Here is a 24,175-nt window from a genome sequence, read left to right as displayed (position 1 = left end):
CGCAACGCCTCACGGCCGCCGGGCGCGCCCGCGCAAGATTATTTCTCGGTAAGGTTCCAGACCCCGTCCCAGTCGGCGGACGGCGGCGTCTCGGCCAGGCGCCGGCAGCGGTCGAGATAGACCTGCGCCGGACCGTCTTCGGGATAGAGCTCCAGCGCGCCCTCGAACGCCCGCCGCGCCCCGGCCCAGTCGCGGGCGCGATAGGCCGAGAGCCCCGCCGCGTGGAGCTCCAGAAGGCCCGCCAGCGCCGGCTCATGGGCCCGGTAGCCGAGCGACTCGTACACCGCCACCGGCCGGTCCTTGCCCTTCACCCGCATTAGATCGATCTCGCGGAGGGTCGCGGGCCGCCTCAGGTCTCGCACGGTCATCTCGGACAGCAGGATGCCCGCCCGATACTGCTTGGTGGCGCCCTCCAGCCGGGAGGCCAGGTTCACCGTGTCGCCGATCACGGTGTATTCCATCCGGCGTACCGACCCGATGTTGCCGATGACGGTGGGGCCGGTGGAGAAGCCGATGCCGATGGCCAGCGGAGTCTGACCCGCCGCCGCACGCCGCAGGTTCAGCGAAGCCAGCCGCCGCATCATCTCGTCCGCCGCCGCCAGGGCGTCGTCGGCGTCGTTCGCCCCCACGAAGGGCGCCCCGAACAGGGCCATGATCCCGTCGCCGATGTATTTGTCCAGGATGCCGCCGTGCTGGAAGATCACGTCGACCATCTCGGTGAAGTACTCGTTCAGCAGCGACACCGTCTCGCGCGGGCCCAGCGCCTCGGCGATGGAGGTGAAGCTGCGGACGTCCGAGAACATCACCGTCACCGGCTGTTCCTTGCCGCCCAGCTCGGCCTCGCCGGCGGCCAACAGCTGATCGGCCACTTCCTTCGACATGTAGCGCGACATGGTCGAGCGGACGCGCTTCTCCTCGGTGATGTCCTCCAGCACCAGCATCGAGCCGATCCGCGCCTCAGTGGAGTCGATCAGCGGCATGGCGGTGAGGTTCACCGAGGCCGTCGATCCGTCGGCGCGCGCCAGCTCGGCGTCGACCGCCAGCGCCGTCTCGCCGGTCGCCCGGGTCTTGCCGAGGTTGTCCAGCACCCAGGCGTTGGCGCCTGAGAACTGCGCCTCGGCCGTCCGTCCCACCAGGGCCCCGCGGCTCGCCCCCAGCAACTGCTCGGCCGCGTCGTTGGCCGTCACGATCCGCCCCTCGGCGTCCAGGGTGACGATGCCGTTCGACGTGCTCTTCAGGATGCTCTCGTTGTAGTTCTTGGTGGTCAGCACGTCGTCGAACAGCTTGGCGTTTTCCAGACTCACCGCCACCTGGGCCGCGAAGGCCTTCAGCCGCGCCTCGTCCTTGGCCGTGAAGGCGCCGCCGCGCTTGTTGAGCGCCTGGGCCACCCCGATCCGCGCGCCCGCCTTGTTGGTGATCGGCACGCACAGGATGCTGCGGGTGACGAACCCCGTGCGCAGGTCCACATCGCGATTGAACCGCGGGTCGGCGTAGGGATCCGTGATCATCTCGGTGCGACCCGAGGTGAACACCGCGCCGGCGATGCCCGCCGAGGTCGGAACCCGGATCTCCCGCGTCTCCATCCCGTCGGCGTACAGGCTGAACAGCTCGTCGGCCTTGTCGTCATAGACGAACAGCGAGGCCCGCTCGGCATTGAGCAGCTGGGTGGTCGCCGTCATGATCCGGCCGATCAGCACCTCCAGCAGCAGTTCGCCCGCCAGGTCCTGGGTCACCTCCAGGATCTGCTGCTCCTCGCGCAGCGACGCCAGCATCAGGGCGAAGCCACGGTTGATCTCGGCGTACTCGTCGGCGGTCAGCACCTCCACCCGCGCATCGTCCAGCCGGCCGCGCTCCACCTCCCGGATCGCTTCCACCAGCCGCGCCGCCGAACGGGAGACCTCGCTGGAGGTCAGGACGGCCATGGCCACCGCGCCCATGATGCAGACGGCGACCACCGCCCCGCTCCAGACGTAGAGGGACAGCAGCTCGCCGGGCGGCACGGCATAGCCGGCGCCCGTGATCATCCGGTCGAACTTGTACAGGAACGAACCGGCGCTGAAGATCAGCGGCAGGGCGCAGACGAACACCGCCAGGAACAGCAGCTTGTTGCGCAGCGGCACCGAGATCAGCGCCGCCTGCTGCTCGGCGGGGATCAGCCCGCCCAGTTCGGTCGACAGCCGCTTCACCACCGGCTCGATGGCCCTGCTGACGGCGAAATACTCGAAGATCGCGTGGGCCGGCGAGGCGAACACCAGGATCAGCACCGCCAGGCCGATGACCTGCCACGGGGCGATGCCGCCGTCGAAGAAGGTGTTGATCGCGTAGATCGCCATGAACAGCGACAGCGTCGCCATCGGCCCGTGGACGACCGTGACGCGCACGGCCGACATCTGCGGCAGGTTCAGGGCGCGCACGGCGGCGGCGGCGATCACGGAGTCCGCCGGCCGGTCGCCGCGGTCCAGGGCGCTGAGCACGGGGCCGAGCGGCGCCATGTGCCGCCGGATCACGAGCACGTCGATCGAGGTGAAGAACACCGTCGCGAACGGCACCGCCAGCCAGTAGAGCAGCCACTGGCGCGGCGTGAACTCCAGCCCCAGCAGCCCCAGGCCCATCGAGACGGTCACGGCGGTGACGGTCGCGGCGAGGTAGATCCGGATCAGGCGCCAGAACAGCGCACGGCCGCTGTCGGCCGCGCCCTGCGCCGCGGCCGGAAACGCCGGCTGAAGCGGCGCCGAGGCGGTCATGGCTCCGCCCCGCTCGAACTGGCTGACCTCAGCCTCAACAACGCCCCCACCACGCGACGCCTTGGCAGCCTAAGGCGCCTCGCCGCCCAAGCCCAGCCGCGCGGGCGGCGGGGAGTCGAAAAGCCGGTACATCGCCCGGATGGCGTCCGAAATCAGGCGAGGGTGCTCAGCGCGTCGTGGTCGATGGCGTGCTGGGCGCCCGAGCCGAGCATCTGGATGAACATGTCGTCCCCCCGCGCCGTGCGCTTCACCACCATCGCCGCGAAGAAGGCGGTGAGGAACAGCAGCAGCCCGCCGCCCGCGTAGTCGCGCTTCAGGGCGTCCATCCGGTAACCCGCGACGCCGAGGGCCTTCAGGCCTTCCAGATAGCGGGCCAGCAGCTCGGGCTCGGCGGCCCGTCGCTGGTCGGGCGTCAGCGCCCCGGCCAGGAAGTAGCCCACGTCCACCGCGCCAGTGCCGAACGACACCGACTGCCAGTCCAGCACGGTCACGGGCTTTCCGCCCGCGGGCGTGGCGAACATCATGTTGTCGGGCCGGAAGTCGTTGTGCGTCAGGCAGCGCGGTCCATCGCCCCGCTGCGTGAAGCCGGCGAAGCGGGTGCTCAGCCGCTCCCCTACCTCGACCCAGTCGGGCTCCAGGCGTTCGCCGTAGCGTTCCCGGAACGCTGTCCACAGCGCCGCCACCATCTCTGGCGTCGCCGCCCCGGATGGCGCGGCGCGCGTGCCGGACACCCAGGCCAGGTCCTCGATCGCCTCGTCGCCCCAGTGCGAGCCGTGCAGCTTGGCCGCCTCGTCCACCACCAGCCGTGCCTGCTCCAGGCTGACGCCCTTGAGCTGGTCGCCCTGTTCGGCCGGCGCCAGGTCCTCCATCATCAGCACGAAGCGCCCACTCGCCTCGTCCAGGGCCGTCCCGTAGCAGTAGGGCGTCGACACCAGGGCCGTCGGCGAGAGCTGCCGGTAGAACTGCACCTCCCGCACATAGTTGCCCAGCATCACCCCGGTGTTGAAGCTGTCCGGGTCCGCCGAGGGGAACTTGCCGACGATCGAGGCCGGCGCGCCATCGGCGGCGCGGGCGTATTTCAGCGCGAACCGTACGCTGTCGCCGATCTGGCCCGATCCCACCGGCTTGGCGGTGAAGCTGTCGACCACGGCGTCGACGCCGGCCCCCTGCAGGAGGCCCGTCAGCCAGGCGGCGTCGATGTCTTGTGGGGCGCGCAGGTCGGGCGCATCCGGGATCGGTTTCGTCATGCCGGGATCTGGTGCGTGTAGACTTCGTTCAGCGCGATCTCGCGCCCGCGCAGCACCACGAGGTCGAAGCCGCGCAGCCGCCCGGCCCCGCCGCCGATCTCGCAGTACCAGCGGCCGCAGAAGCCGTCCGCCGTCGGCCAGATCTCGTCCGGCGTATAGGTCATCGGCGGCGTCGCCGCGAAGAGCTGGGTGAGGTAGGCTCCCAGCGCCGCGCGCCCCTTCAGCCCGCCGGCCGTCTGCGGGTCCATGTAGACGCAGTCCTCGGCGTAGAACGTCAGCAGCTTCTGCACGTCCTTGGCGGTCCAGGCCGCCAGCCAGTCGGCGTTGAACGCCGCCTTCTCCTCAGGGCTCATGCCACCGCTCCGGTTTCGCCGAGGGCGTGGGCGCGACCCTCGGGGGTGAAGAATTCCGCGGGCGCCACCTCCGGCCCCGCCATGACCGCGACGCCATGCAGCGCCACCGAAGGGTCGGCCGCCGCGCGCTCGTGATACCGCCGCCGCCGCTCGGCCGCCGCGGGCCCGAACTCCATGTCCAGCTTGGCGGTGATGGCGGCGGCGAACCGCAGGCGGCGCATCCGCTCGGCCCGCTCCTCGGCGTAGGGTCTCAGCAGCGCCGGCCCCCAGTCGTCGGAGCCTCTCAGCAGCTCGCTGACGATCCGGACGTCGCGGTAGGTGATCGACAGGCCCAGGCCAGATATCGGGTCGTTCCAGCCGGCGGAATCGCCCACCAGCACGGCCCCCTCCACGAACGGCTCGTCGGTCCAGGAATCGGCGTTGAAGTAGCTGAACAGCGGCCCCGCCGGCCGGCCGGCGGCCAGGTGCGCGTTGAGTGGGCTGCACTCCATCCGGAAGGCGTCCAGGAACCGTCGCGCCCCGTCCGGGCCCTTGAACCGCTGCGCCTGATCCAGGGCATAGCCGCCATAGACCCGCACCCGGCCACCGCCCTGCGGGAAGGCGAGGTAGCCGAAGTCGCCCTCGGTGCCGATGCCCTGCAGGTCGGCCGGCCAGCCATCGGCGCCTTCCACCAGGAGGCCGGCGAACCAATGGTGCGGCTTGTCCTGGTGCAGAGTGATCCCACAGGCCTCGCGCACCTGCGACGTCCGGCCGTCGGCGCCGACGATCATCCGCGCCCGCGCCTCGTGCGTCCCGGTCTCGTCGGTGAAACCTACCGCCGGTTCAGGGCCCACGGCGACAGACGTGACCTGCACATTGCGCCGCGCATCGGCTCCAGCCGCCTTCGCGGCGTCAAACAGGGTCTGGCAGTGGTGCGGATGGCCGATGGCCAGCGGGCCCGCGACCTCGGGCGCGAAGAACCCCAGCGGCAGAGTTCGGGCCTCGGACGCCTCGGGCGAGCGCGTCTCATCATAGGTGACGTGGCGCGTGATGTGGTGGCCGCCGGCGCCGGCCAGCAGGTCGTAGAGGCCCAGGCGCTTCACCTCGGTCACGCCCCACGGGGCGATCCACTCGCCACGCACGCGGTCCTGGTAGGCCTCGGATTGCTCCAGCAGCAGCACGCGCGCGCCGGCTCGGGCCATCACCGTGGCCAGGGCCGATCCGCCGATACCGCCGCCGACGATGATCAGGTCGTAGCGGTCCACGCCTGTCCTCCCTGCCGGTCGTTCTTCGTTGCCGGCAGGATGGGCGGACTATCGCAAGGTCAGCAAAGCGGTTTCAGGGAACGAGGGCGTCGAACTCGTCCACCAACCGCTCGAGCTGGCGCACGCCGGCCGCCCAGAATTCCTTCTTCCGCGGATCCAGCCCGAACGGCGCCAGGGCCTCGACGTAGGTCTTGGTCCCGCCGGCGGCCAGGAGTTGTTCGTACAGCGGCGCGAACCCTTCCGGATCCTCCCGCCGCTTCTCCATCAGGGCCCGGACCAGCAGGTCCCCGAAGGCGTAGGCGTAGACGTAGAACGGCGCGTGCACGAAGTGGCTGATGTAGGCCCAGTAGTGGCGATAGCCTTCGTCGAACCGGATCGCCGGGCCCAGGCTCTCGGCCATCACCTCGAGCCATAGGCTGCCGATCTCCTCGGGCGAAAGCTCGCCCTCGGCCCGCGCCGCATGGAACTTGGTCTCGAACCGGTGGAACGCGATCTGGCGCACGACGGTGTTGATGCCGTCCTCGATCTTGCCCGCCAGCAGGCCACGGCGCTCGGCGGGCGTGGCCTCGGCCAGCAGCTTCTCGAACACCAGCCCCTCGCCGAAGATCGAGGCCGTCTCGGCCAGGGTCAGCGGCGTGTCGGCCAGCAGCGTCCCCAGCGGCCGGCAAAGTGTCTGGTGCACCGCATGGCCCAGTTCGTGCGCCAGGGTCAGCACGTCGCGCCGCTCGCCCATGTAGTTCATGAAGACGTAGGGGTGCTTCTCGGCCGTCACCGAGTGCGAATAGGCCCCAGACTGCTTGCCCGGCCGCGGCCGGGCGTCGATCCAGGGCTGGTTGAAGAACGTCTGGGCCGTGTCGGCGAACCTGGGCGCCAGGGCCTGGAAGCTCTCCAGCACCATGCCCCGCGCCTCGTCCCAACTGTAGGTGCGCGGCGCCGCCGTATCGAGGGGCGCGTTGCGGTCCCAGTGGTCCAGGCAGGTCTTGCCCATCGCCCGCGCCTTCAGTGCGTAGTAGCGGTGGCTGACGCTCTCGTAGCCTTCGACGACCGCGGCCTCCAGCGCCTCCACCGCTTCGGCGTCCACCTCGTTGGCCAGGTGTCGGCTGGCGGCGGGCGAGGCGTACTTGCGCCAGCGGTCCTCCACCTGCTTCTCGAAGGCCAGGGTGTTCAGGCAGAGCGCCAGGGTCGACGTGCGCTCCTCCAGCGCCTTGGCCAGCGCCGCGGCGGCCTGCTTGCGCCGCGCCGCGTCGGGGTCCGACATCCTGTTCAGCAGCTCCGGCAAGGTCAGGGTCTCGCGCCCGACCTTGGCCGACAGCTTGGCCAGGGTCTCGTCCGACAGGCGCGACCAGTTCGCCACCGCCGGCGCCTTGTCGAGCAACAGCTTTTCCAGGTCCGCCGACAGCTCGTGCGGACGGCCCGCCCGCACCCGCCGCAGCCACGGCCGCCAGCGCTGCGCCGCCGGATGCGCGTCCAGCGCGGCCTCCAGTTCGCCGTCCTCGAGCTGGTTCAGCTCCAGGGTGAAGAACAGAGTCAGGGACGCAATCTGCGACGTCCGGGCCCGGAGGTTCGCCTCGAACTTCGACCAGGCCGGATCGTCCCGCGCGGTCGAGGCCGCCAGCGCCGCGTACGAGCCGACGGCCCACATGGCGTTGGTGGCTTTCTCGTAGAGGTCGATCGCCCGGTCGATCAGCTCACCCAGCTTCGCCGGTTCGCCCCGCGCCGCCACGAAGGCGCCTTCCAGCTTCGCCAGCTCGCCGTTCAACCGCTCGGCTTCGGCGAGATCGGCGGCGATGCGCGGATCCTCGCGGTCCGCATACAGGTCGTCGAGCCGCCAGGTGGGCAGGGTGTCGGTCTTGAAGGGCGCGTTCATGCGGCAGCTTTAGCGCGCCCCGGCGCGCCGCTCCACCGTGGCCGCCGCGCTTGACCACAACGACAGACGGTGAGCGAATATCGATGCACGCCCTGGGCGATTTTCGACGGTCGCCCGGCGCGCGGGAGCACGAGCGATGGACAGGGGCCACAACAGGAACCGCCGCGCGATCGGGGTGGGGGTCATCCTCGCCGTCTCGCTCCTGACCTCCGGCTGCGCGACGCCCGGCCCCAAGCTTTCGCAAGACCTGGCCGGCCTGCGCACCGGGGTCGTCGCCACGCGGGAACAGGCGCGCCTCTCCATCGATTCCGCCAACAAGCTCGCCCGCGAGCAGGCCATCGAGTTCAAACTGGACAGTCCCGCCGTCGCCCTCGCCGAAAGCGATTTCCCGCTCGCCGTGGACCGCGCCGACGCCGAGGCCTGGAACGCCGCCTTCGGCGCGCTGGACGCCTATGCCGCCACACTCCAGTCCCTGGTCGACCCGGCCCGCGGCGCGGCGACCGGTGACGCCCTGGCCTCCCTCGGCCAGCAGCTGAACACCGGCCCGCTCCATGCCGGCCTGCCGGCCTCCGTCAGCGGGGCCTTCGCCGCCTTTGGCGGCGCGCTGGTCCAGGCGCGGGCCGAGAAGACCGCCGCGGCGGCCATGGTTCGCGTCGACCCCGCCTTCCAGACGGTCATGGCCGCCATGGCCGACGGAATAGGCGCCGACGACAGCAAGGGCCTGCGGCTCACCGTCCGGTCCAACTGGGCCGCCGCCCTGGCCCGGCTGCGCGTGGCCTACGCCGAAAAGCCGCCATCCGACCGCGCCGCGCGCCGGGCGGCCATCGGCCAGTTCCTGGCCGCCGTCGACGCCCGCGACGCCCAGCTCGCGAACCTGGCCGGGCTTCGCATGTCGCTCCTGTCGCTGGGCCGGGCCCATGCCGAAATCGCGGCCGGGAAGCCCGTCGCCGCGCAGGTGTGGATCGACCGCGCCCACTCCATACTCGACGACGTGCGCCGACGGATCGGCGACGCCGGGAAGGCCGCACCATGACCCGTCGCAATCCCGACCTCGTCGCGCTTCAGCACGACCTCTCCGATGTCCTGGACGACCTCATCGACGCCCAGGAGCGCGCCCAGACCGCCGACGCCGTCCGCGCGATCGCGCGCGAGATCGCCGAGGTGAACCACCGGATCACCGTCGCAGGCCAGCTCCTGTTCAAACGTCAGACGGAGCAGATCACCGAGGCGGTGCTGGCGATCCAGGAGGAACGCGCCGCCCTCGACGAGGCCATCGCCGACATCGAGAAGGTGGGCGCCTTCATCCGGACCGTCTCGTCCTTCCTGGGCCTCGTCGACCAGGCCCTGGACCTCGCCAAGCTGGTCTGAGCGGTCAGGCCGCGGCCGGGGCCTCGCGCAGTCCGCCGGCGCGCTCCAGCAGCCGACGCTGCTCGGCGCGGCTGCGGTAGAGGAAGTCGTGGGGCAGGCCCATCCGCACCGAGGCCTGGCACGGCGGCGAGTTCGGGATCGCCACCTTCTCCGCGAGGGCTCCGGCCAGCTTCAGGGCGATGCGGTCCGACGCTTTCAGGTCGTACTCCCGGCCGAGCTGCAGCGTCTGCCGCACCTTCGGCGGCAGGATCGACACCGCCGCCCGGGCCAGCGCCCGATGGAACAGCCGCGGCACGCCCGGGGCCGCCTTGCCCGAGCCGATGATGTCCAGGAACTCCCGCACGATCGGGTGCGGCTCGAATCCCGGCGCCAGTCGGTCCATCATCGCCATGAAGTCGGCAGCCGAGTGGATCGGGGTCTGCACGCCATAGAGCCGCGCGATCGCCTCGCCCTCACGGTAGAAGGCGTCCTTCTCGGCCGCCGTCAGCGGCTGCACGAAGCGGTCATAGGCGGTCAGGAATCCGTAGGCCGCCGTCGCGCTCACCCAGTCCAGCAACTCGACATCCAGGGCCTGGTAGTCCCGTCCCCCCGGGGTCTTGCCGCCCACCTGGGCATGCATGTTGGTCACCCCCTGGATGACCCGCCGCGCGGCGCTCTTCGGCCCGTAGACACCCACCATCGCCGCCGTGCCGGTCCGCTTCGAGCGTCCGATCGGGTCGGCCTTGTAGGTGGAATGATCCCATACGCCGGAGCGGATGCGCGGGTCGGCGAACTCCAGCAGCACGGCGGCCACGCCGCCGACACCGAGCGCGATCGGGTTCTTGAACACCCGCCACTGCACCGAGCCCGGATCGAGATAGGCCGGCTCGCCTGCCGGGGCGGCGAAGTCCACCTTCCAGCCCATGTAGGACGTGATCTCGGACATGGTGGCTCCCTCGGCAGCTCGACTGTATCAATTGATATAGTCCAGACGTCTATCGGTCGATATGGTTTGTCGCAAGGCCCGTCTTCGCGCAGAAGAGCGTTGATGACCGCTTCGCCGTCCACCGCCCCACAGACCGACGGCGTGACCATCTCGCGCGGCGAAGCGGCCCGACATCGCATCCTTTCCGCGGCCATGGAGGCCTTTGCCGAACGGGGGTTCAAGGCGGCCACCACCCGCCAGATCGCCGAGGCGGCCGGCGTGAACCTGCCTGCGCTCAAATACTATTTCGGCGGCAAGCAGGGTCTGTACCTGGCCTGCGCCGACGAGATCGCCCGTCGCTACGAGGCCCGGATGAATGCGCCAGTCACCGCGGCGGCCGAGGCCCTCGAGGGACCATTGTCGGCCCCAGAGGCGCGTCGCCATCTGAAGGCCGTCCTGGGCGCCCTCGCCGAGCAGCTCATGGGCGACGGGGACGCCGGAGTCTGGACCGCCTTCGCCCTGCGCGAGATGGCCGACCAGGGCCCGGCGTTCGACATGCTCTACGCTCAGCTCTGGGCGCCGGGGATCGAGCTGACCACGGCCCTTGTCGCGCGGGCGATGGGGGAGCCTGCGGCGCCGTCCGAGGCCGCCCGTCTACGGGCGTTGACGCTGATCACGGGCCTCACCGCCTTCAGCGTCGCTCGTCCGGTGGCGCTCCGGTCTATGGGTTGGAGCGAGCTCGACGCGGGCCGGCTCGCCCGCATTCGCCAGGCCATCGCAGACCAGATCGACGCCATCGGTTAACGGCCATACGAAAAAGGGCCGCCGGTCGCCCGGCGGCCCTCGCGGACTGATGTTCGTCCCGCCTTACTTCGACGGGCTGGTGTCCGGGGTGTTGGCCGTGGTGGCGCCGCCGTCGGCGTTGCCGGCCTGTTGCTCGATGGCGTCGGCCTGGGCGTTCAGCGCCTTTTCCTGAGCTTCGTTCGGGGTAGCGGCGGCCTGTGCTTCCAGGGAGTCGGCCTTGGCTTCCGCGGCCTTGTCCTCCGGGCTGCTGCAGGCGGCCATGGAAAGGGCCAGCAGGCTGGTGGCGGCGATAGCGGTAAGAGCGCGAAGTTTCATGGGTAAAGTCCTCGTGATGAGTGTGAGCTCCGCCGCACAACGGGGCCGCAGCGCGATGGTTCCGGACGCCGCGTCAACCGGCCTACAACAGCGCCAAAGAACAGAAGCTCTGGGAGGCAGGAATGTGTGAAGGTCAGCCGAAGAGGGAGCCCGAGCGGGTCGACGCCGTGGTCGTGGGCGCGGGCCTCAATGGGATCTACCAGCTCTATTCCCTGGTGGAGCGGGGCCTCTCCGTCCGCACCTTCGAGGCCGGCGAGGGGGTAGGCGGGGTCTGGTACTGGAACCGCTACCCCGGCGCCCGCTGCGACTCCCACTTTCCCTTCTACCAGTACTGGTTCTCCCAGGCGCTCTGGGACGAGGCCGACTGGAAGGAGCGGTTCCCGGGCCAGGCCGACATCGAGGCCTATCTCAACCGGGTCTGCGACAAGTTCGACCTGAAGCGCCACATTACCTTCGGCGCCCTGGTCACCGAGGCCCGCTTCGATGAGGAAACCGGCCGCTGGCTGGTCACGACCGACCGCGGCGATCGGGTCAGCGCCCAGTTCCTGGTGCTCAGCACCGGCGGCCTGTCCGTGGCCGCCAAGCCGCCGTTCGAGGGCGCCGAGCGCTTCAAGGGCCTGAGCTGCCACACAAGCCGCTGGCCGCGCGAGGGCGTGGACATGAAGGGCAAACGGGTCGGCGTGGTCGGCACCGCGGCCACCGGCATCCAGGTGATCCAGACCATCGCCCCCGAGGTGGAACGCCTGGTCGTGTTCCAGCGCACGCCCAACTATGCAATCTCGATGCGCAACGACCGGATCGGTCCCGACGACCTGGCGCAGATGCGGGCCGCCTATCCCGAGCTGCTGGCCGGCGTGCGACAGTCAGAGGGCGGCTTCGTCTATGGCGGCCCGCCGCCGCCGAACTTCGCCGACCTGACGCCCGCCGAGCGGACCGCGCACCTGGAACGCATCTGGGCCGAGGGCAACCTGCGCCTCTGGGGCGGTTCGTTCGCCGACGCCGGAGACAATCCCGAAGCCTCCGAATTCGTCTCCGATTTCGTCCGCGGCAAGATCCGCGAAAAGGTCAAGGACCCCGCCGTCGCCGAGAAGCTGATCCCACGCGACCACGCCTTCGCCAGCCGACGGGTGCCGCTCGAGAACGGCTACTTCGAGGCGTTCAACCGCGACAACGTCGAGCTGGTCGACCTGCGCGAGGACCCCATCGTCTCCATCGACGAGACGGGGGTGAACACCGCGTCCGGCCGCCATCACGACCTGGACGTCATCGTGTACGCCACCGGGTTCGAGGCCGGCGTGGGCGCCATCAGGCGCATCGACATCCGCGGGCGCGGCGGCGTCTCGCTGCGCGAGCAGTGGGACAAGGCCGTGACCACCACCGTCGGCATGCAGGTTCACGGGTTCCCGAACCTGTTCATGACCATGGCGCCGTTCGCGCCGGCCTCCGCGCTCTGCAACATTCCGGTCTGCTCGGACCAGCAGGTGCAGTGGATCACCGACACCATCGCCTTCGTCCGCGACCAGGGCCTCCGTTCGATCGAGCCCAAGGCGGAAACCGAAGCCGCCTGGATGGCCCACCACCAGGAGGTCTCCGAACCCACCCTGATCGGCCGCAACCGCCAGTCCTGGTACCGGCTGCCCACGGGAAACCGCGAGCTGATCGCCTACCTCGGTGGCCTCAATCAGTACCGGGCGACGTGCGAGGGGTACCGGGCGAGCGGCTACGCGGGCTTTGCGCTGACCTGACGGCGCGCGCGCCGCGGGCTCGTCCGAATCCACCGTTCGGTCGTAGATGTCGGTTCACGTCCCAGGATCGGAGCCTCGCCCCATGCGCGCCCTGCGTCTCGCCCTCCTCGTCGCCACGCTTCTCGCGCCCGCGGCGGTCCCCACCGTCGCGGCGGCCCAGAACACGGCCCAGCACATGCTGGAGTCCGCCCGGCAGATCCGCGCCAACGCCGAGAAGCTGAAGGACAAGATGCCGGCCGAGACGGTGGCTCAGATGCTGCAGCAGGCGGACGACATCGAGGCTGGCGTTGGCCGAGGCGACTATGGCCCCCTCGACGCCCCGGCCCCGCCGAAGCCGCCGACGCTTGCCGAGAAGCTGATGGCCGAGCACGGCCGCCTGGAATGGCTCTCCGCCCACGGCGCCTGCGCCGGCTACACGCACGAGAACTACCGCACCTTCCGCTACAGCCAGGCGATCAACGACCTCGACGCCCACTGCCGCAACGCCTTCGGCCACTGGGGGACCTACGAGCGGGTCAACCGCGACGGCCAGACCGAGGCCGCCGAACAGGCCCTGTTCTACTACGACGCCGCTGCCCGCCGGGCAGTGAAGGAACGCGGCGGAAAATGATTCCGAGCCTCTTGCGGCCCCGATTCCCGCGCCTATCTCAGGATTGCGGGACCGGGCCCCTCTGACGATCGACGGCGATCGTGATGTCGGACCGCACAGGTGCGCCTGGGGTCCGGAGCTCTCTCCCCCATAAGCCTGCCGGGTCCCGGGCGCGCCTCCAATCGGAGGAGCACACATGACCCATCATCGTATCTGGCGCCTGCGCAATCGGCATCGTGAGCTGGACCGTCTGATCCGGCAGGAGCAGCGCAAGCCCAACGCCGACGCCCTGGTGATCCAGGACCTGAAGCGGCGGAAGCTGCAGGTGAAGGACGAGCTGTTCCTGGCCGAGGCCGGCCTCGTCCCCGTCACCATCCGGATGAGCCACGCCTGACCCTCGGGCTTCGGAGGCGCGGCCCGTCCGCGCCTCCCTTGCCGACCGGAATCCCTGAATGACCGACATGCTCACGGCGGCCGTCCTCGGCCAGCCGCTCTGGATGTGGCTGGCCTTCGCCAGCCTCGTCATCGTCCTGCTCGCCTTCGACCTGGGCGTGCTGCACCGCGACCAGCATGAGATCGGCGTGCGCGAGAGCCTGCTGCTCTCGGGCGGCTACCTCACCCTCGGCCTGGGCTTCGGCGCCTGGGTCTGGAGCCAGCTCGGCCGCGAGGCGGGCATCGAGTACGTCACCGGCTTCCTGATCGAGAAGAGCCTGGCCCTCGACAACGTCTTCGTCATCGCCACCATCTTCGCCGCCTTCGCCGTCCCGCGCATCTACCAGCACCGCGTGCTGTTCTGGGGCGTCCTGGGCGTGATCGTCCTGCGCGGGATCATGATCGGCTTCGGCGCCGCCCTGGTCGCCAGCTTCGCCTGGGTGCTCTGGATATTCGCCGCCTTCCTGATCGTGATGGGCGTGAAGATGTTCTTCGCCGACACGACGCCCAAGGACCCGCACGACAGCCCCGTCTACCGCTGGCTCGCCAGCCATATCCGCCTGACGAAAGACCTCCACGGCCACCGCTTCTTCGTGAAGCAGCCCGGCAAGACCGGAAAGCTGGTGTGGTTCGCCACCCCGCTCTTCATGGCCCTGGTCATGGTGGAACTGGCCGACGTGGTCTTCGCGGTGGACTCGGTCCCGGCGATCTTCTCGATCACCACCGATCCCTACATCGTCTACACGTCCAACATCTTCGCCATCCTCGGCCTGCGGGCGCTCTACTTCGCCCTGGCCGCAGTGGTCGCCCGGTTCGCCTACCTGAAGCAGGCGCTGGCCGCCCTCCTCATCTTCATCGGCGGCAAGGTCTTCTTCGCCGAGGCCATGGGCTGGGAAAAGTTCCCCGCGCCGGTCTCCCTGGCCATCACCGCAGCCCTCCTGGCCGCCGGCATCGGCTGGTCGCTGTGGAAGACGCGCACCCTCGCGCCGAGAGAAGCGTGAGGGGGGCGGCGCGCCCTGCCTCACATCTTCTGCGTCGCGAGCAGGATCGAGGTCTCGGTCGAGGCGATGCCTTCGATCTGGCGGATGCGGTCCAGGGCCAGGCTGAAGGCGCCCAGGCTTTCCACGTCCAGCTCGGCCACGAGGTCCCAGCGGCCGTTGGTGGTGTGGACAGCCGCCACCTCGGGGAACCCCTTCAGCGCCTTCACCACCGCGCCGGAGCGCTCGCCTTCGATGGCGATGGTCATCACCGCGCGCACCCGGCCGGCGTCGACGTCGGGGCGGGTCTTGATGGTGAAGCCCTGCACCACCCCGGTCCGCAGCAGCCGCTCGATCCGGTTCTGCACCGTCCCGCGCGAGACCTTCAGCGCCTTGGCCAGTGTGGCGGCCGGCGTGCGCGAGTCGGCCCGCAGCAGGGCGATCAGGCGCTGGTCCAGGTCGTCGATCATTTCGCCAGATACCTATGCCGTTTCGGCAAACTGATCTGCGATATGTATCACCTTGCCGGCTTTTCGCTAGCGCGGGTGGAGATCAACCTCAGACGGAAGACACGCTTAGAGGACCCGCATGGACCGCCCCTTCTTCCTGATGACCGATCCCGGATGCTTCGATGTCAGCTACCGGATCAATCCCTGGATGAAGCCCGAGGTCTGGGGCGCGGAGAAGGCAGCCGCCGCCTGCGCCGCCTCCACGGCCCTGCGCGAGGCGCTGGAGGCCACCGGCGCGCACGTGGAGACGGTGGGCGCCGTGAAGGGCCTGCCCGATCTCGTCTTTCCGGCGAACGCCGCCGTGGTGCTCGACGGCAAGGTGCTGCTGGCCCGCTTCCGGCATCCCGAGCGCCAGGGTGAGGAGCCGCACTTCCGCGCCGCGTTCCAGCGGCTGAAGGCGCGGGGCCTCGTCGACGAGATCGTCGACCTGCCCGAGGGCCTGTTCCACGAGGGCGCGGGCGATGCGATCTGGGACGCCGACCGCCGCCACTTCTGGTGCGGCTATGGCCCGCGCTCGAGCCAGGGCGCGCTGCCCGCCATCCGCCGGACCTTCGGGCGGGAGATCATTCCCCTCGAGCTGGCCACCGACCGCTTCTATCACCTCGACACCTGCTTCTGCCCGCTGGCCGGGGGCAAGGTGCTGTACTACCCGCCCGCGTTCACGGCCGAGGCCCGCGCCAACATCCGCGCCCACGTGGCCGAGGCCGATCGGATCGAGGCCAGCGACGAGGAGGCCGCCGCCTTCTGCGTGAATGCGGTGAACCTCGGCTCGCGGATCATCATGGCCCGCGCGCCCGGCAGCCTGCGCGAGAAGCTCGCCGCCGCCGGCTACGCCCTGACCGAGGTGGACCTCGCGCCCTTCATCCTCTCGGGCGGGGCCGCCTACTGCATGACCCTGCGCCTCGATCGCCGCTCGGTCTCCGCCGCCCAGCTTCACGCCGCCGAATAGGGAGCGCACCCCCATGAACGACATCGCCCTCCAGCGCTCGCTCGCCGACCGCTACATCGAGACCGAGGCCCTCTACGGCGCCAAGAACTACAAGCCCCTCGACGTGGTGCTCACCCGAGGCGAGGGCGTCTACGTCTGGGACGTGGACGGCCGGCGCTACATGGACTGCCTGTCGGCCTATTCCGCCGTGAACCAGGGCCACTGCCACCCGAAGATCCTGGCCGCCATGGTCGAACAGGCCAGTCGCCTGACCCTCACCTCGCGCGCCTTCCGCAACGACCAGCTCGCGGCCTTCTACGAGGAGCTCTGCGCCCTCACCAACAGCCACAAGGTGCTGCCGATGAATTCGGGCGCCGAGGCCGTGGAGACGGCGCTGAAGGTGGCCCGCAAGTGGGGCTACGAGGTCAAGGGCGTGCCCGAGGGCCAGGCCGAGATCATCGTCGCCGCCGAAAACTTCCACGGCCGCACCGTGGCCATCGTCGGCTTCTCCACCGACCCACAGTCGCGCGGCGGCTTCGGCCCGTTCGCGCCAGGCTTCCGAACCGTCCCATTTGGCGACGCCGCGGCGCTGGAGGCGGCGATCACCCCCAACACCGTCGCCTTCCTGGTCGAGCCGATCCAGGGCGAGGCGGGCGTCATCATCCCCCCCGCGGGCTACCTGAAGCGGGCGCGCGAGCTGTGCACCCAGCACAACGTCATCCTGATCCTCGACGAGATCCAGACCGGCCTCGGCCGCACCGGCCGCCTGCTGGCCGAGGAGCACGAGGGCATTGAGGCCGACCTGACCCTGATCGGCAAGGCACTCTCGGGCGGCTTCTATCCGGTGTCGGCCGTGCTCTCGAACTCCGAGGTGATGAGCGTGCTGCACCCCGGCGAACACGGCTCCACCTTCGGCGGCAATCCCCTGGCATGCGCGGTCGCCCGGGCGGCGCTCAAGGTGCTGACCGAGGAGGGCATGGTCGAGAACGCGGCTCGCGTGGGCGCCCGTCTGATGGGCCGCCTTGCGGAGATCCGCGCCCCCCAGGTGAAGGAGGTGCGCGGCCGGGGCCTGATGCTGGCCGTCGAGCTGCACGCCGACGCCGGCGGCGCCCGGCGGGTGTGCGAGGCCCTGCAGGCCCGTGGTCTCCTCGCCAAGGAGACTCACGAGCACACCATCCGCATCGCCCCGCCGCTGATCCTGACCGACGACCAGGCAGACTGGATCGCCGACCAGTTCGCGGAGGTGCTGAGGTAGGGCTGGCGCCCTACCCGATCGGCATCGCCACGGTGGCCTGGCCGCTCTGGGCCTTCTTCGCCTCGTCGATCACGTAGGCCCGCACGTCCTCGGCGTCCTTCGGCGTGAGGAAGCGCGCGAAGCTGGCCATGCCGCGGCTGGCGCTGGTTCCGTCGATCAGCACGCCCTTCCAGTTGTCGGCCGACATCAGCATCGGCGAGCGCTTGAGGTCGGGCAGCCAGGCGCCGGAAGCGTTGGGGCCGTGGCAGACCTGACAGTTGTTGTGGAAGATGGCGAAGCCCTTCTTCACGTCGCCGGTCGAGCTGATCTGCGTCAGGTCCAGGGCCGGCAGTTCGGCCGGCTCCGGGAACGCGGGGGCCTGCGCCTTGCCGCCCAGCTTGAAGACGAGGAGCCGTCCCGGCAGGCGCGGCCGCGTGGGCATGGAGGCGGGCGCCGAGATCTGGCCGCCGCCGCCGACGCCGACCATGACGGCCACGTACTGCTCCCCGTCCAGCTCATAGCTCATCGGCGCGGCGATGATCCCGTTGCCGGTCTTGTAGCTCCACAGGCGCTTGCCGTTGGCCGCGTCATAGGCCGCGAATTCCCCGTGGGCGGCGCCCTGGAAGACCAGGCCGCCGGCGGTGGAGAGCACGCCCGCGTTCCAGAAATAGGGGTGGTCGACGGTCCACACCGCCTTCTGCTGAACCGGATCCCACGCCACGAGCTGGCCCTTCACCATGGCGGTGATGGCCTTCATCGTGGCCGCATCCGTGGGCAGGGCGTTGGTCAGGAAGTCTACGCCGACGTTCCAGCCGCCGGCCTTGTAGCCGAACGACTTGTCGTCGGTGTAGGCGAACGGCGTCACGTTGGTCGGGATGTAGACGAGGCCGGTCTTCGGGTTGAAGGCCATCGGCTGCCAGTTGTGTGCGCCCAGCGGGCCCGGCACCTGCAGCACCGCCGCGTTCTGGTAGCGCGCCGCCGGGTTCTCGATCGGCCGGCCGGTCTTCATGTCGACGCCCGAGGCCCAGGTGATGTTCGTGTAGTTCTTGGCCGAGATGAGCTGACCGGTGGCCCGGTCGATCACGTAGAAGAAGCCGTTCTTCGGCGCCTGCATCAACACCTGGCGCTGCTGGCCGCCGATGTTCAGGTCGGCCAGCATGATGTGCTGGGTCGCCGTGTAGTCCCAGCTCTCGGCCGGCGTGGTCTGGTAGTGCCAGACGTATTCGCCGGTGTCCGGCTTCAGGGCCAGGATCGAGGAGAGGAAGAGGTTGTCGCCCTTCCCGCCCGACCGCAGCTTGTGGTTCCACGGGTTGCCGTTGCCGATGCCGAAGTAGACCAGGTCCAGCTTCGGGTCGTAGGCCATGGAGTCCCAGGCCGTGCCGCCGCCGCCGGTCTTCTTCCACTCGCCGTCCGACCAGGTGGCGTTGACCTTGCCGGCCATCACCTTGTCCGAGGCCGCGCCGTCGGGCGCGCCGGTGGCGTTCGGCACGGTGTAGAAGCGCCAGACCTGCTTGCCGGTCGCCGCGTCGTAAGCGGTGATGTAGCCGCGGACGCCGTACTCGCCGCCGCCGTTGCCGATCAGCACCTTGTCCTTCACGACGCGCGGGGCGCCGGTGATGGTGTAGGGCTTAGAGGTGTCGGTGGTCTGGACCGACCAGACAGGCTTGCCGGTCTTGGCGTCCAGCGCCACCAGGCGGCCGTCCAGCGTGCCGACGTAGACCCGGCCCTTCCAGATCGCGGCGCCGCGGTTGACCACGTCGCAGCAGGCGTCGAAGCCCTTCGAGCCCTGCACGCCCGGGTCGTACTTCCAGAGCTGCTTGCCGGTCTTGGCGTCGAAGGCGAAGACCTTGGACCAGGCCGTGGTCGTGTAGAGCACGCCGTCCACCAGCAGCGGCGTCGCCTCCTGGCCGCGGTCGGTGTCGAACTCTGCGAACCAGGCCAGGCCCAGCTCGCCGACATTGCCCGTGTTGACCTTGTCGAGCGGGCTGAACCGCTGCTCGTTGTAGTCCTTGCCATAGGACAGCCACTCGGCGTTGCCGGCGGCGGCCTCCAGCCGCTTGGCGTCGACCGAGCTCTCGCCCTTCTGACACGCGGCCACGGTGGCGGCCAGGACGAGCGCAAGGCCCAGACGGACGAACTTCATGACGCCTCCCCCGCCGATTTCTTCAGATGATCGGCGTTCAGGCGGCACTATGCGCGGCTTGGGCGCCGCCGCAAGCGTGCCGCTGCGGAACCGACGTCAGACCATGGCGCCCAGGCTGGCCCGCGCCGGCGCCTGCGACGGCCGCAGCCGCGCGTAGGCCTCGGCCAGGCCGTCGACCGCTTCCGCCAGAGTCTCCGGGGGCAGGGTGTACGGCAGGCGGATGAAGCGCTCGAAGGCGCCGTCCACGCCGAACCGCGGCCCCGCCGCCAGGCGTACGCCGAACCGCTCGGACGTCGCCGCCAGGGAGGTCGACACTGGCGCCGGCAGCTCGGCCCACAGGGACAGGCCGCCGGGGGGCGAGGCCACCTTCCACTCCGGCAGCCGCTCGCGGACGAGGTCGAGCAGCACGCCCCGGCGATGCCGCAGCATGTCGCGTCGCGCCGCCAGGGAGGTCTCCTCGCCGGCGATCAGGTGGACGGCCGCGAGCTGTTCCAGCAGGGGTGTGCCGAGGTCGATGGACGCCCGGCGCGGCGCCAGGGCCTGGATCGTCTGGACGTCGGCCCGGATCCAGCCGAGCCGCATGCCGCCCCAGAAGCTCTTGCCCATCGACCCCAGCCGGACAAGGCCCTCGTCGGGCTCCTCGAACGCATAGGGCTGGATCGGCGCATCGAGCCACAGGTCGATCAGGGTCTCGTCGAAGATCACGGTGGTGCGCGAACGGGCCGCCGCCTGGGCGATGGCGAAGCGGCTTTGCGGCGACATCCAGCGGCCGGTCGGGTTGTGGAAGTCGGCGATGAAATAGGCCAGCCGCGGCCCGCTCTGCCGCAACGCGGCCGTCACGCCCTCGACGTCCCAATCCTCGCCCGGCAGGCCGACCGGCGCGGGCCGACAAGAGGCGCGCTGGATGGCGTCGATGGCATGCGGATAAGTCGGGTGATCGATGACCACCCGGTCGCCGGGACCGCAGGTCAGGCGCAGCATCAGGGCGAAGGCGTGCTGCGCGCCGTTGGTGATCATGATCTGGTCCGCCGTCGTCGGCAGGCCCCGGCGCGTGTATCGATCGGCGACGGCGGCCCGCAGCTCGGCCAGGCCCAGCGCCGCATAGCCATGATTGGGCAGGTGAGCCGGCAACTGGCTGAGCGCCGCCGCGTAGGCGCCGTGGACCACCTCCGCCGCCGGCGGAGCCGCGGACGCCAGGTCGATCAGGCCTTCCGACGCCGAACCGGCCATCAGGCTGGCCATCCCCCGCTCGCCCGGCCCCTTGGGCAGTCGGGTGCGGGCCCCGGCGCCCTGCCGGCGGTCCAGGAAGCCGTCGTCGCGCAGGCGGGCTAGCGCCGCGGTCACGGTCGTGCGCGAGACCTCCAGGGTCGCCGCCAGCTCCCGCTCGCCGGGGAGCACGACGTCCAGGGGAAGCCTGCCGTCCAGGATCAGCAGGCGCAGGCTGTCCGCGAGTTGGCGATAGGCGGGACCGCCCCGGCCCTCGCGCCAGGCGCCAAGGAGGCGGGTGAGGGATGCGGGGCCGATGCGACGGGCGTTCATGGAGCCACCCTCGCACAACTGGCACTGTTTTCCAGGTCCACTTTCGACGATCTGGCTGGGCCATGATGATCCGTCGCCTCACCCAGCTCCTGATCGGTCTCTATCTCTACGGGGCCTCGATGGCCTTCCTGCTGCGGGCCGGACTGGGTCTCGACCCCTGGGATGTTTTCCATCAGGGCCTGTCCCATCACGTGGGCCTGTCGTTCGGCATGCTGGTGAATCTCGTGGGCGCCGTGGTGCTCCTGCTGTGGATTCCCCTGCGCCAGCGGCCGGGCGTCGGAACCGTGGCCAACGTGCTCGTCATCGGCACGTCGGTGGACCTGACGATGATGATCCTTCCCGCCGTCGAGGACTTCGCCGTCCGCGTCGGTCTCCTGCTGGGCGGCGTGGCGCTGAACGGGATCGCCGGGGCGATGTACATCGGCGCCGGCCTGGGTCCGGGGCCACGGGACGGGCTGATGACCGGGCTGGTGCGCCGGACGGGCTGGTCCATCCGCCTGGTCCGCATCGGCATCGAGCTGGCCGTTCTCGTCCTGGGCTGGCTCCTCGGCGGAACCGTCGGCGTCGGTACTGTGCTCTACGCCCTGGCCATCGGCCCCCTGGTTCAGACCTTCCTGCCCCTCTTCATGATTCCGGAGCACAACCGGCGGGCGCAGAAAACGGCCGCCGTTAACCCCTGACTCAGCTCTCCGAAACCCCGCCTTTACCCCTCCCATGTTCCAAAGGGAGACAAGAACGAGGGTCCGCCAGAACGGCGGGCGTCCAGTCGGGTGGGTGTTTTCAAATGGCCAAAACGGTCCTGGTCGTCGATGACGACCCCACGCAACGTCGCCTGATCCAGGCGGTCCTGGAGCGCGACGGTTTCGCCGTCGCCCACGCCCAGAATGGCGACGAGGCGATCAAGCATCTCAACGCCGGCGCGCCCGTCGACGTGGTCCTGCTGGACCTCGTGATGCCGGGAATCTCCGGCCAGGACACGCTGAAGGAGATGCGCGCGCGCGGCTTCTCGCAGCCGGTGATCGTGCTGACCGCCACGGGCGGGATCGACACCGTGGTCCAGGCCATGCAGGCCGGCGCCTGCGACTTCTTCGTGAAGCCGGCCAGCCCCGAACGCATCACCGTCTCCATCCGCAACGCCCTGTCCATGGGCGCCCTGAAGGGCGAGGTGGACCGGCTGAAAAAACACGCCTCCGGACGCACCACCTTCGACGACCTGATCGGCGGCTCGCCCGCGATGATGATGGTCAAGCGGCTGGGCGAGCGGGCGGCCAAGTCCTCGATCCCGATCCTGATCACGGGCGAAAGCGGCGTCGGCAAGGAAGTCATCGCCCGCGCGGTGCACGGCTCGTCCGACCGCGCCGGCAAGCCCTTCGTGGCGGTCAACTGCGGCGCCATTCCCGAGAACCTGGTCGAGAGCATCCTCTTCGGCCACGAGAAGGGCAGCTTCACCGGCGCCACCGACAAGCACCTGGGCAAGTTCCAGGAGGCCAACGGCGGCACGCTGTTCCTCGACGAGGTCGGCGAACTGCCCCTCGACATCCAGGTCAAGCTGCTGCGGGCGCTGCAGGAGAGCGAGATCGACCCGGTCGGCGCCAAACGCTCCATCAAGGTGGACGTGCGGATCGTCTCCGCAACGAACCGCGACCTGTCGCAAGCGGTGAAGGAGGGCCGGTTCCGCGAGGACCTGTTCTATCGCCTGAACGTCTTCCCGATCGAGGCGCCGTCCCTGCGCGAGCGGAAGGAAGACATCCCGGCGCTGGTCGACTGCTTCGTCCGCCGCTTCAATGTGGAGGAAGGCAAGACCGTCGTGGGCGCGAGCCCCGAGACCCTGGCCTGCCTGACCGCCCACGACTGGCCCGGCAACGTCCGCCAGCTCGAGAACGCGGTCTATCGCGCCATCGTCCTCGCCGACGCGCCCTATCTGCAACCGCACGATTTCCCGGCCATTTCAGGCATCGCCGCGCCCCCGCCGGAATACGTGCCCCAGGCCGCGCCAAGCCCCCAGGCCGACGCTGTCGCCAGCGCGGCCCCGGCCGGCGAACAGCCGGTTCGCATCCTCGACGGCCGTGGCCATCTGCGGACCCTCGAGGAGATCGAGCGCGATCTGATCCAACTCGCCATCGAGGTCTATGCGGGCCACATGAGCGAGGTGGCCCGCCGCCTCGGCATCGGCCGCTCCACCCTCTATCGCAAGGTGCGCGAACAGGGCCTGGATGGACTGGTGAAGGGCGCCGAGGATTCCGAGGAAGCGGCCGCCTGAACGAACGGCCGTTCAGCTACCGATCGTTAACACACGCAAATCGCAAACTTTTTTCACGCCAACCTGCATCCGAGCCGCCGGCCCGCGCGTATCTTCGGCATGAGCTGGATGGCATATTGCTGGCGGGAAGCGTTCGAGTGCGAACGACTGGCCCGCGACTACGAGGGGCCGGCCCGCCAGGAGTGGCTGGAAGCGGCGCAGCACTGGCTGGATCAGAGCGCCCGCGCCGCCGGCCAGCCTTCGCCCCGCGCGCCCGCACCGCGTCACCGCGCGCCCGTACTTACGCTTTGACCTTCCGGCGGAAGGGCCGCCGCGCCAGCGGCTTCTTCTCGCCCTTCGCCTTGGCCGCGATCTCCTTGAGCTTCACGTTCTGCAGGACCGAGAGCGCCTCGCCCGGCGAGCCCTTCTCAGGATCCCCGAAAGCCCGTCCATAGGTCTTCACCCGGTCGGTCACTTCCGCCAGGAACTCACCCTCCCAGTCGGAGAGCTCCACACCGGCCTTGTCGGCCGTCCGCCGGGCGCGCTTCAGGGCGTTGAGGGCGGCGCGCTTGGCTGCCGCCTTCCGGGCCTCGAAGGGCGAGAGGGGCGGCTTGCGGCTCAAATCTCTCCGATGGCCGAGAGATAAAGGTCGAGGATCGCTTCCTCTTCCTGGCGCTTGGCCCGGTCCTGCTTGCGGATGCGGATCACCTTGCGCAGGACTTTCACGTCGAACCCGTTGCCCTTGGCCTCGGCGAAGACTTCCTTGATCTGCTCGGCGATCTCGGACTTCTCCTGCTCGAGACGCTCCACGCGCTCGATGATGCTCTTCAGCTGGCCCTGGGCGGTCGCGTTCAGGACGTCGGAGTGGGCGGTAGCGTCGTCGGCCATGGCCAAGCCTTTAAACTGGATGCGGGTCGTCGGAAAGGCGCGGAACCTACCCACCGAGTCGGGGGCTGTCACGCGCTCCTGAACCTTGGCTAAATGCCAGCCGTTG

Annotated in this window: 24 protein-coding genes; 12 read left to right on the top strand and 12 right to left on the bottom strand. The window is 69.8% G+C overall.

Annotation, left to right across the window (positions count from 1 at the left end):
* Nucleotides 1-38: 38 nt before the first annotated feature.
* From DJ019_RS06405 to DJ019_RS06385, 5 genes are all read right to left on the bottom strand, one after another.
* Nucleotides 39-2,744 (bottom strand): adenylate/guanylate cyclase domain-containing protein, encoded by a 2,706-nt coding sequence (locus DJ019_RS06405; RefSeq protein WP_111275146.1) that lies wholly within the window; start codon nucleotides 2,742-2,744, stop codon nucleotides 39-41.
* A gap of 152 nt (nucleotides 2,745-2,896) precedes the next feature.
* Complete coding sequence (locus DJ019_RS06400; RefSeq protein ID WP_111275145.1) at nucleotides 2,897-3,991, bottom strand: phosphotransferase; 1,095 nt, start codon at nucleotides 3,989-3,991, stop codon at nucleotides 2,897-2,899.
* The gene (locus DJ019_RS06395; RefSeq protein ID WP_111275144.1) at nucleotides 3,988-4,344 is read right to left on the bottom strand and encodes a nuclear transport factor 2 family protein; all 357 of its coding nucleotides are present in this window, start codon (nucleotides 4,342-4,344) and stop codon (nucleotides 3,988-3,990) included. The genes DJ019_RS06400 and DJ019_RS06395 overlap by 4 nt, the downstream gene beginning before the upstream one ends.
* Entirely contained in the window at nucleotides 4,341-5,588 is a 1,248-nt protein-coding gene (locus tag DJ019_RS06390; RefSeq protein WP_111275143.1) for an FAD-dependent oxidoreductase, read from the bottom strand. The genes DJ019_RS06395 and DJ019_RS06390 overlap by 4 nt, the downstream gene beginning before the upstream one ends.
* A gap of 73 nt (nucleotides 5,589-5,661) precedes the next feature.
* On the bottom strand, nucleotides 5,662-7,455 hold the full coding sequence (locus DJ019_RS06385) for a M3 family oligoendopeptidase (RefSeq protein WP_111275142.1): 1,794 nt from the start codon (nucleotides 7,453-7,455) through the stop codon (nucleotides 5,662-5,664).
* A 136-nt stretch (nucleotides 7,456-7,591) separates the two neighbouring features.
* Here DJ019_RS06385 and DJ019_RS06380 point away from each other — a divergent pair, with 136 nt between their 5' ends.
* Together DJ019_RS06380 and DJ019_RS06375 are read left to right on the top strand one after the other, a co-directional pair.
* Nucleotides 7,592-8,488 carry a hypothetical protein gene (locus tag DJ019_RS06380; protein WP_111275141.1) on the top strand — a complete coding sequence of 299 codons (897 nt, stop codon included), beginning with the start codon at nucleotides 7,592-7,594 and terminating at the stop codon, nucleotides 8,486-8,488.
* Nucleotides 8,485-8,823 carry a hypothetical protein gene (locus tag DJ019_RS06375; RefSeq protein ID WP_111275140.1) on the top strand — a complete coding sequence of 113 codons (339 nt, stop codon included), beginning with the start codon at nucleotides 8,485-8,487 and terminating at the stop codon, nucleotides 8,821-8,823. The genes DJ019_RS06380 and DJ019_RS06375 overlap by 4 nt, the downstream gene beginning before the upstream one ends.
* Before the next feature lie 4 nt (nucleotides 8,824-8,827).
* On the opposite strand, the gene DJ019_RS06370 is transcribed toward DJ019_RS06375, so the two are convergent.
* Nucleotides 8,828-9,748: an oxygenase MpaB family protein gene (locus DJ019_RS06370; protein ID WP_111275139.1), complete on the bottom strand. Its 921-nt coding sequence runs from the start codon at nucleotides 9,746-9,748 to the stop codon at nucleotides 8,828-8,830.
* A gap of 102 nt (nucleotides 9,749-9,850) precedes the next feature.
* Here DJ019_RS06370 and DJ019_RS06365 point away from each other — a divergent pair, with 102 nt between their 5' ends.
* A complete protein-coding gene (locus tag DJ019_RS06365; protein WP_111275138.1) occupies nucleotides 9,851-10,531 on the top strand; it encodes a CerR family C-terminal domain-containing protein in 681 nt (226 codons plus the stop codon).
* 63 nt (nucleotides 10,532-10,594) lie between these two features.
* On the opposite strand, the gene DJ019_RS06360 is transcribed toward DJ019_RS06365, so the two are convergent.
* Nucleotides 10,595-10,846 carry a hypothetical protein gene (locus DJ019_RS06360; RefSeq protein ID WP_111275137.1) on the bottom strand — a complete coding sequence of 84 codons (252 nt, stop codon included), beginning with the start codon at nucleotides 10,844-10,846 and terminating at the stop codon, nucleotides 10,595-10,597.
* A 122-nt stretch (nucleotides 10,847-10,968) separates the two neighbouring features.
* Between DJ019_RS06360 and DJ019_RS06355 the strand changes: the two genes are divergently transcribed.
* The 4 genes from DJ019_RS06355 to DJ019_RS06340 all read left to right on the top strand — a co-directional run bounded on the left by DJ019_RS06355 (nucleotide 10,969) and on the right by DJ019_RS06340 (nucleotide 14,613).
* The gene (locus tag DJ019_RS06355) at nucleotides 10,969-12,591 is read left to right on the top strand and encodes a flavin-containing monooxygenase (RefSeq protein ID WP_111275136.1); all 1,623 of its coding nucleotides are present in this window, start codon (nucleotides 10,969-10,971) and stop codon (nucleotides 12,589-12,591) included.
* An 82-nt stretch (nucleotides 12,592-12,673) separates the two neighbouring features.
* Nucleotides 12,674-13,201, top strand: coding sequence for a hypothetical protein (locus tag DJ019_RS06350; RefSeq protein WP_111275135.1), 528 nt, complete (start codon nucleotides 12,674-12,676; stop codon nucleotides 13,199-13,201).
* A 175-nt stretch (nucleotides 13,202-13,376) separates the two neighbouring features.
* Entirely contained in the window at nucleotides 13,377-13,574 is a 198-nt protein-coding gene (locus tag DJ019_RS06345; protein WP_111275134.1) for a YdcH family protein, read from the top strand.
* 58 nt (nucleotides 13,575-13,632) lie between these two features.
* Nucleotides 13,633-14,613: a TerC family protein gene (locus DJ019_RS06340; protein WP_111275133.1), complete on the top strand. Its 981-nt coding sequence runs from the start codon at nucleotides 13,633-13,635 to the stop codon at nucleotides 14,611-14,613.
* 20 nt (nucleotides 14,614-14,633) lie between these two features.
* On the opposite strand, the gene DJ019_RS06335 is transcribed toward DJ019_RS06340, so the two are convergent.
* The gene (locus DJ019_RS06335; RefSeq protein ID WP_205854097.1) at nucleotides 14,634-15,059 is read right to left on the bottom strand and encodes an Lrp/AsnC family transcriptional regulator; all 426 of its coding nucleotides are present in this window, start codon (nucleotides 15,057-15,059) and stop codon (nucleotides 14,634-14,636) included.
* Nucleotides 15,060-15,177: 118 nt separating this feature from the next.
* On the opposite strand from DJ019_RS06335, the gene DJ019_RS06330 reads away from it, so the two are divergent.
* Complete coding sequence (locus DJ019_RS06330) at nucleotides 15,178-16,047, top strand: dimethylarginine dimethylaminohydrolase family protein (RefSeq protein ID WP_111275132.1); 870 nt, start codon at nucleotides 15,178-15,180, stop codon at nucleotides 16,045-16,047.
* 13 nt (nucleotides 16,048-16,060) lie between these two features.
* Complete coding sequence (gene rocD / locus DJ019_RS06325) at nucleotides 16,061-17,281, top strand: ornithine--oxo-acid transaminase (RefSeq protein WP_111275131.1); 1,221 nt, start codon at nucleotides 16,061-16,063, stop codon at nucleotides 17,279-17,281.
* Between the two features lie 10 nt (nucleotides 17,282-17,291).
* Here the strand turns inward: rocD and DJ019_RS06320 are convergent, their stop codons facing one another.
* On the bottom strand, nucleotides 17,292-19,403 hold the full coding sequence (locus DJ019_RS06320; protein WP_111275130.1) for a PQQ-dependent dehydrogenase, methanol/ethanol family: 2,112 nt from the start codon (nucleotides 19,401-19,403) through the stop codon (nucleotides 17,292-17,294).
* A 96-nt stretch (nucleotides 19,404-19,499) separates the two neighbouring features.
* Nucleotides 19,500-20,942 (bottom strand): MocR-like transcription factor YczR, encoded by a 1,443-nt coding sequence (yczR, locus tag DJ019_RS06315; RefSeq protein WP_111275129.1) that lies wholly within the window; start codon nucleotides 20,940-20,942, stop codon nucleotides 19,500-19,502.
* Nucleotides 20,943-21,004: 62 nt separating this feature from the next.
* On the opposite strand from yczR, the gene yczE reads away from it, so the two are divergent.
* From yczE to DJ019_RS20755, 3 genes are all read left to right on the top strand, one after another.
* A complete protein-coding gene (gene yczE / locus DJ019_RS06310) occupies nucleotides 21,005-21,622 on the top strand; it encodes a membrane protein YczE (RefSeq protein ID WP_111275128.1) in 618 nt (205 codons plus the stop codon).
* A 104-nt stretch (nucleotides 21,623-21,726) separates the two neighbouring features.
* Nucleotides 21,727-23,202, top strand: a complete 1,476-nt coding sequence (locus DJ019_RS06305) for a sigma-54-dependent transcriptional regulator (protein ID WP_111275127.1) — start codon at nucleotides 21,727-21,729, stop codon at nucleotides 23,200-23,202.
* Between the two features lie 99 nt (nucleotides 23,203-23,301).
* Nucleotides 23,302-23,493, top strand: a complete 192-nt coding sequence (locus DJ019_RS20755; RefSeq protein ID WP_133255254.1) for a hypothetical protein — start codon at nucleotides 23,302-23,304, stop codon at nucleotides 23,491-23,493.
* Here DJ019_RS20755 and DJ019_RS06300 read toward each other — a convergent pair.
* On the bottom strand, nucleotides 23,483-23,803 hold the full coding sequence (locus DJ019_RS06300; protein WP_111275126.1) for a hypothetical protein: 321 nt from the start codon (nucleotides 23,801-23,803) through the stop codon (nucleotides 23,483-23,485). The two genes, DJ019_RS20755 and DJ019_RS06300, sit on opposite strands and share 11 nt — an antisense overlap.
* A complete protein-coding gene (gapR, locus tag DJ019_RS06295) occupies nucleotides 23,800-24,069 on the bottom strand; it encodes a nucleoid-associated protein GapR (RefSeq protein WP_111275125.1) in 270 nt (89 codons plus the stop codon). The genes DJ019_RS06300 and gapR overlap by 4 nt, the downstream gene beginning before the upstream one ends.
* Nucleotides 24,070-24,175: the final 106 nt, after the last annotated feature.

The sequence above is a fragment of the Phenylobacterium kunshanense genome (assembly GCF_003254525.1).
GTDB classification, from domain to species: domain Bacteria; phylum Pseudomonadota; class Alphaproteobacteria; order Caulobacterales; family Caulobacteraceae; genus Phenylobacterium; species Phenylobacterium kunshanense.
The sequence above is the reverse complement of the archived record's forward strand: the minus strand, read 5'-3'. Positions and strand labels throughout refer to the sequence as shown.

Excerpts from the sequence above, each read along its gene's own strand:
- DJ019_RS06405 (WP_111275146.1), bottom strand. The coding sequence starts at position 2,744 with ATGACCGCCTCGGCGCCGCTTCAGCCGGCGTTTCCGGCCGCGGCGCAG.
- DJ019_RS06400 (WP_111275145.1), bottom strand. The coding sequence starts at position 3,991 with ATGACGAAACCGATCCCGGATGCGCCCGACCTGCGCGCCCCACAAGAC.
- DJ019_RS06395 (WP_111275144.1), bottom strand. The coding sequence starts at position 4,344 with ATGAGCCCTGAGGAGAAGGCGGCGTTCAACGCCGACTGGCTGGCGGCC.
- DJ019_RS06385 (WP_111275142.1), bottom strand. The coding sequence starts at position 7,455 with ATGAACGCGCCCTTCAAGACCGACACCCTGCCCACCTGGCGGCTCGAC.
- DJ019_RS06380 (WP_111275141.1), top strand. The coding sequence starts at position 7,592 with ATGGACAGGGGCCACAACAGGAACCGCCGCGCGATCGGGGTGGGGGTC.
- DJ019_RS06375 (WP_111275140.1), top strand. The coding sequence starts at position 8,485 with ATGACCCGTCGCAATCCCGACCTCGTCGCGCTTCAGCACGACCTCTCC.
- DJ019_RS06370 (WP_111275139.1), bottom strand. The coding sequence starts at position 9,748 with ATGTCCGAGATCACGTCCTACATGGGCTGGAAGGTGGACTTCGCCGCC.
- DJ019_RS06365 (WP_111275138.1), top strand. The coding sequence starts at position 9,851 with ATGACCGCTTCGCCGTCCACCGCCCCACAGACCGACGGCGTGACCATC.
- DJ019_RS06360 (WP_111275137.1), bottom strand. The coding sequence starts at position 10,846 with ATGAAACTTCGCGCTCTTACCGCTATCGCCGCCACCAGCCTGCTGGCC.
- DJ019_RS06355 (WP_111275136.1), top strand. The coding sequence starts at position 10,969 with ATGTGTGAAGGTCAGCCGAAGAGGGAGCCCGAGCGGGTCGACGCCGTG.
- DJ019_RS06350 (WP_111275135.1), top strand. The coding sequence starts at position 12,674 with ATGCGCGCCCTGCGTCTCGCCCTCCTCGTCGCCACGCTTCTCGCGCCC.
- DJ019_RS06345 (WP_111275134.1), top strand. The coding sequence starts at position 13,377 with ATGACCCATCATCGTATCTGGCGCCTGCGCAATCGGCATCGTGAGCTG.
- DJ019_RS06340 (WP_111275133.1), top strand. The coding sequence starts at position 13,633 with ATGACCGACATGCTCACGGCGGCCGTCCTCGGCCAGCCGCTCTGGATG.
- DJ019_RS06335 (WP_205854097.1), bottom strand. The coding sequence starts at position 15,059 with ATGATCGACGACCTGGACCAGCGCCTGATCGCCCTGCTGCGGGCCGAC.
- DJ019_RS06330 (WP_111275132.1), top strand. The coding sequence starts at position 15,178 with ATGGACCGCCCCTTCTTCCTGATGACCGATCCCGGATGCTTCGATGTC.
- rocD (WP_111275131.1), top strand. The coding sequence starts at position 16,061 with ATGAACGACATCGCCCTCCAGCGCTCGCTCGCCGACCGCTACATCGAG.
- DJ019_RS06320 (WP_111275130.1), bottom strand. The coding sequence starts at position 19,403 with ATGAAGTTCGTCCGTCTGGGCCTTGCGCTCGTCCTGGCCGCCACCGTG.
- yczR (WP_111275129.1), bottom strand. The coding sequence starts at position 20,942 with ATGAACGCCCGTCGCATCGGCCCCGCATCCCTCACCCGCCTCCTTGGC.
- yczE (WP_111275128.1), top strand. The coding sequence starts at position 21,005 with ATGATGATCCGTCGCCTCACCCAGCTCCTGATCGGTCTCTATCTCTAC.
- DJ019_RS06305 (WP_111275127.1), top strand. The coding sequence starts at position 21,727 with ATGGCCAAAACGGTCCTGGTCGTCGATGACGACCCCACGCAACGTCGC.
- DJ019_RS20755 (WP_133255254.1), top strand. The coding sequence starts at position 23,302 with ATGAGCTGGATGGCATATTGCTGGCGGGAAGCGTTCGAGTGCGAACGA.
- gapR (WP_111275125.1), bottom strand. The coding sequence starts at position 24,069 with ATGGCCGACGACGCTACCGCCCACTCCGACGTCCTGAACGCGACCGCC.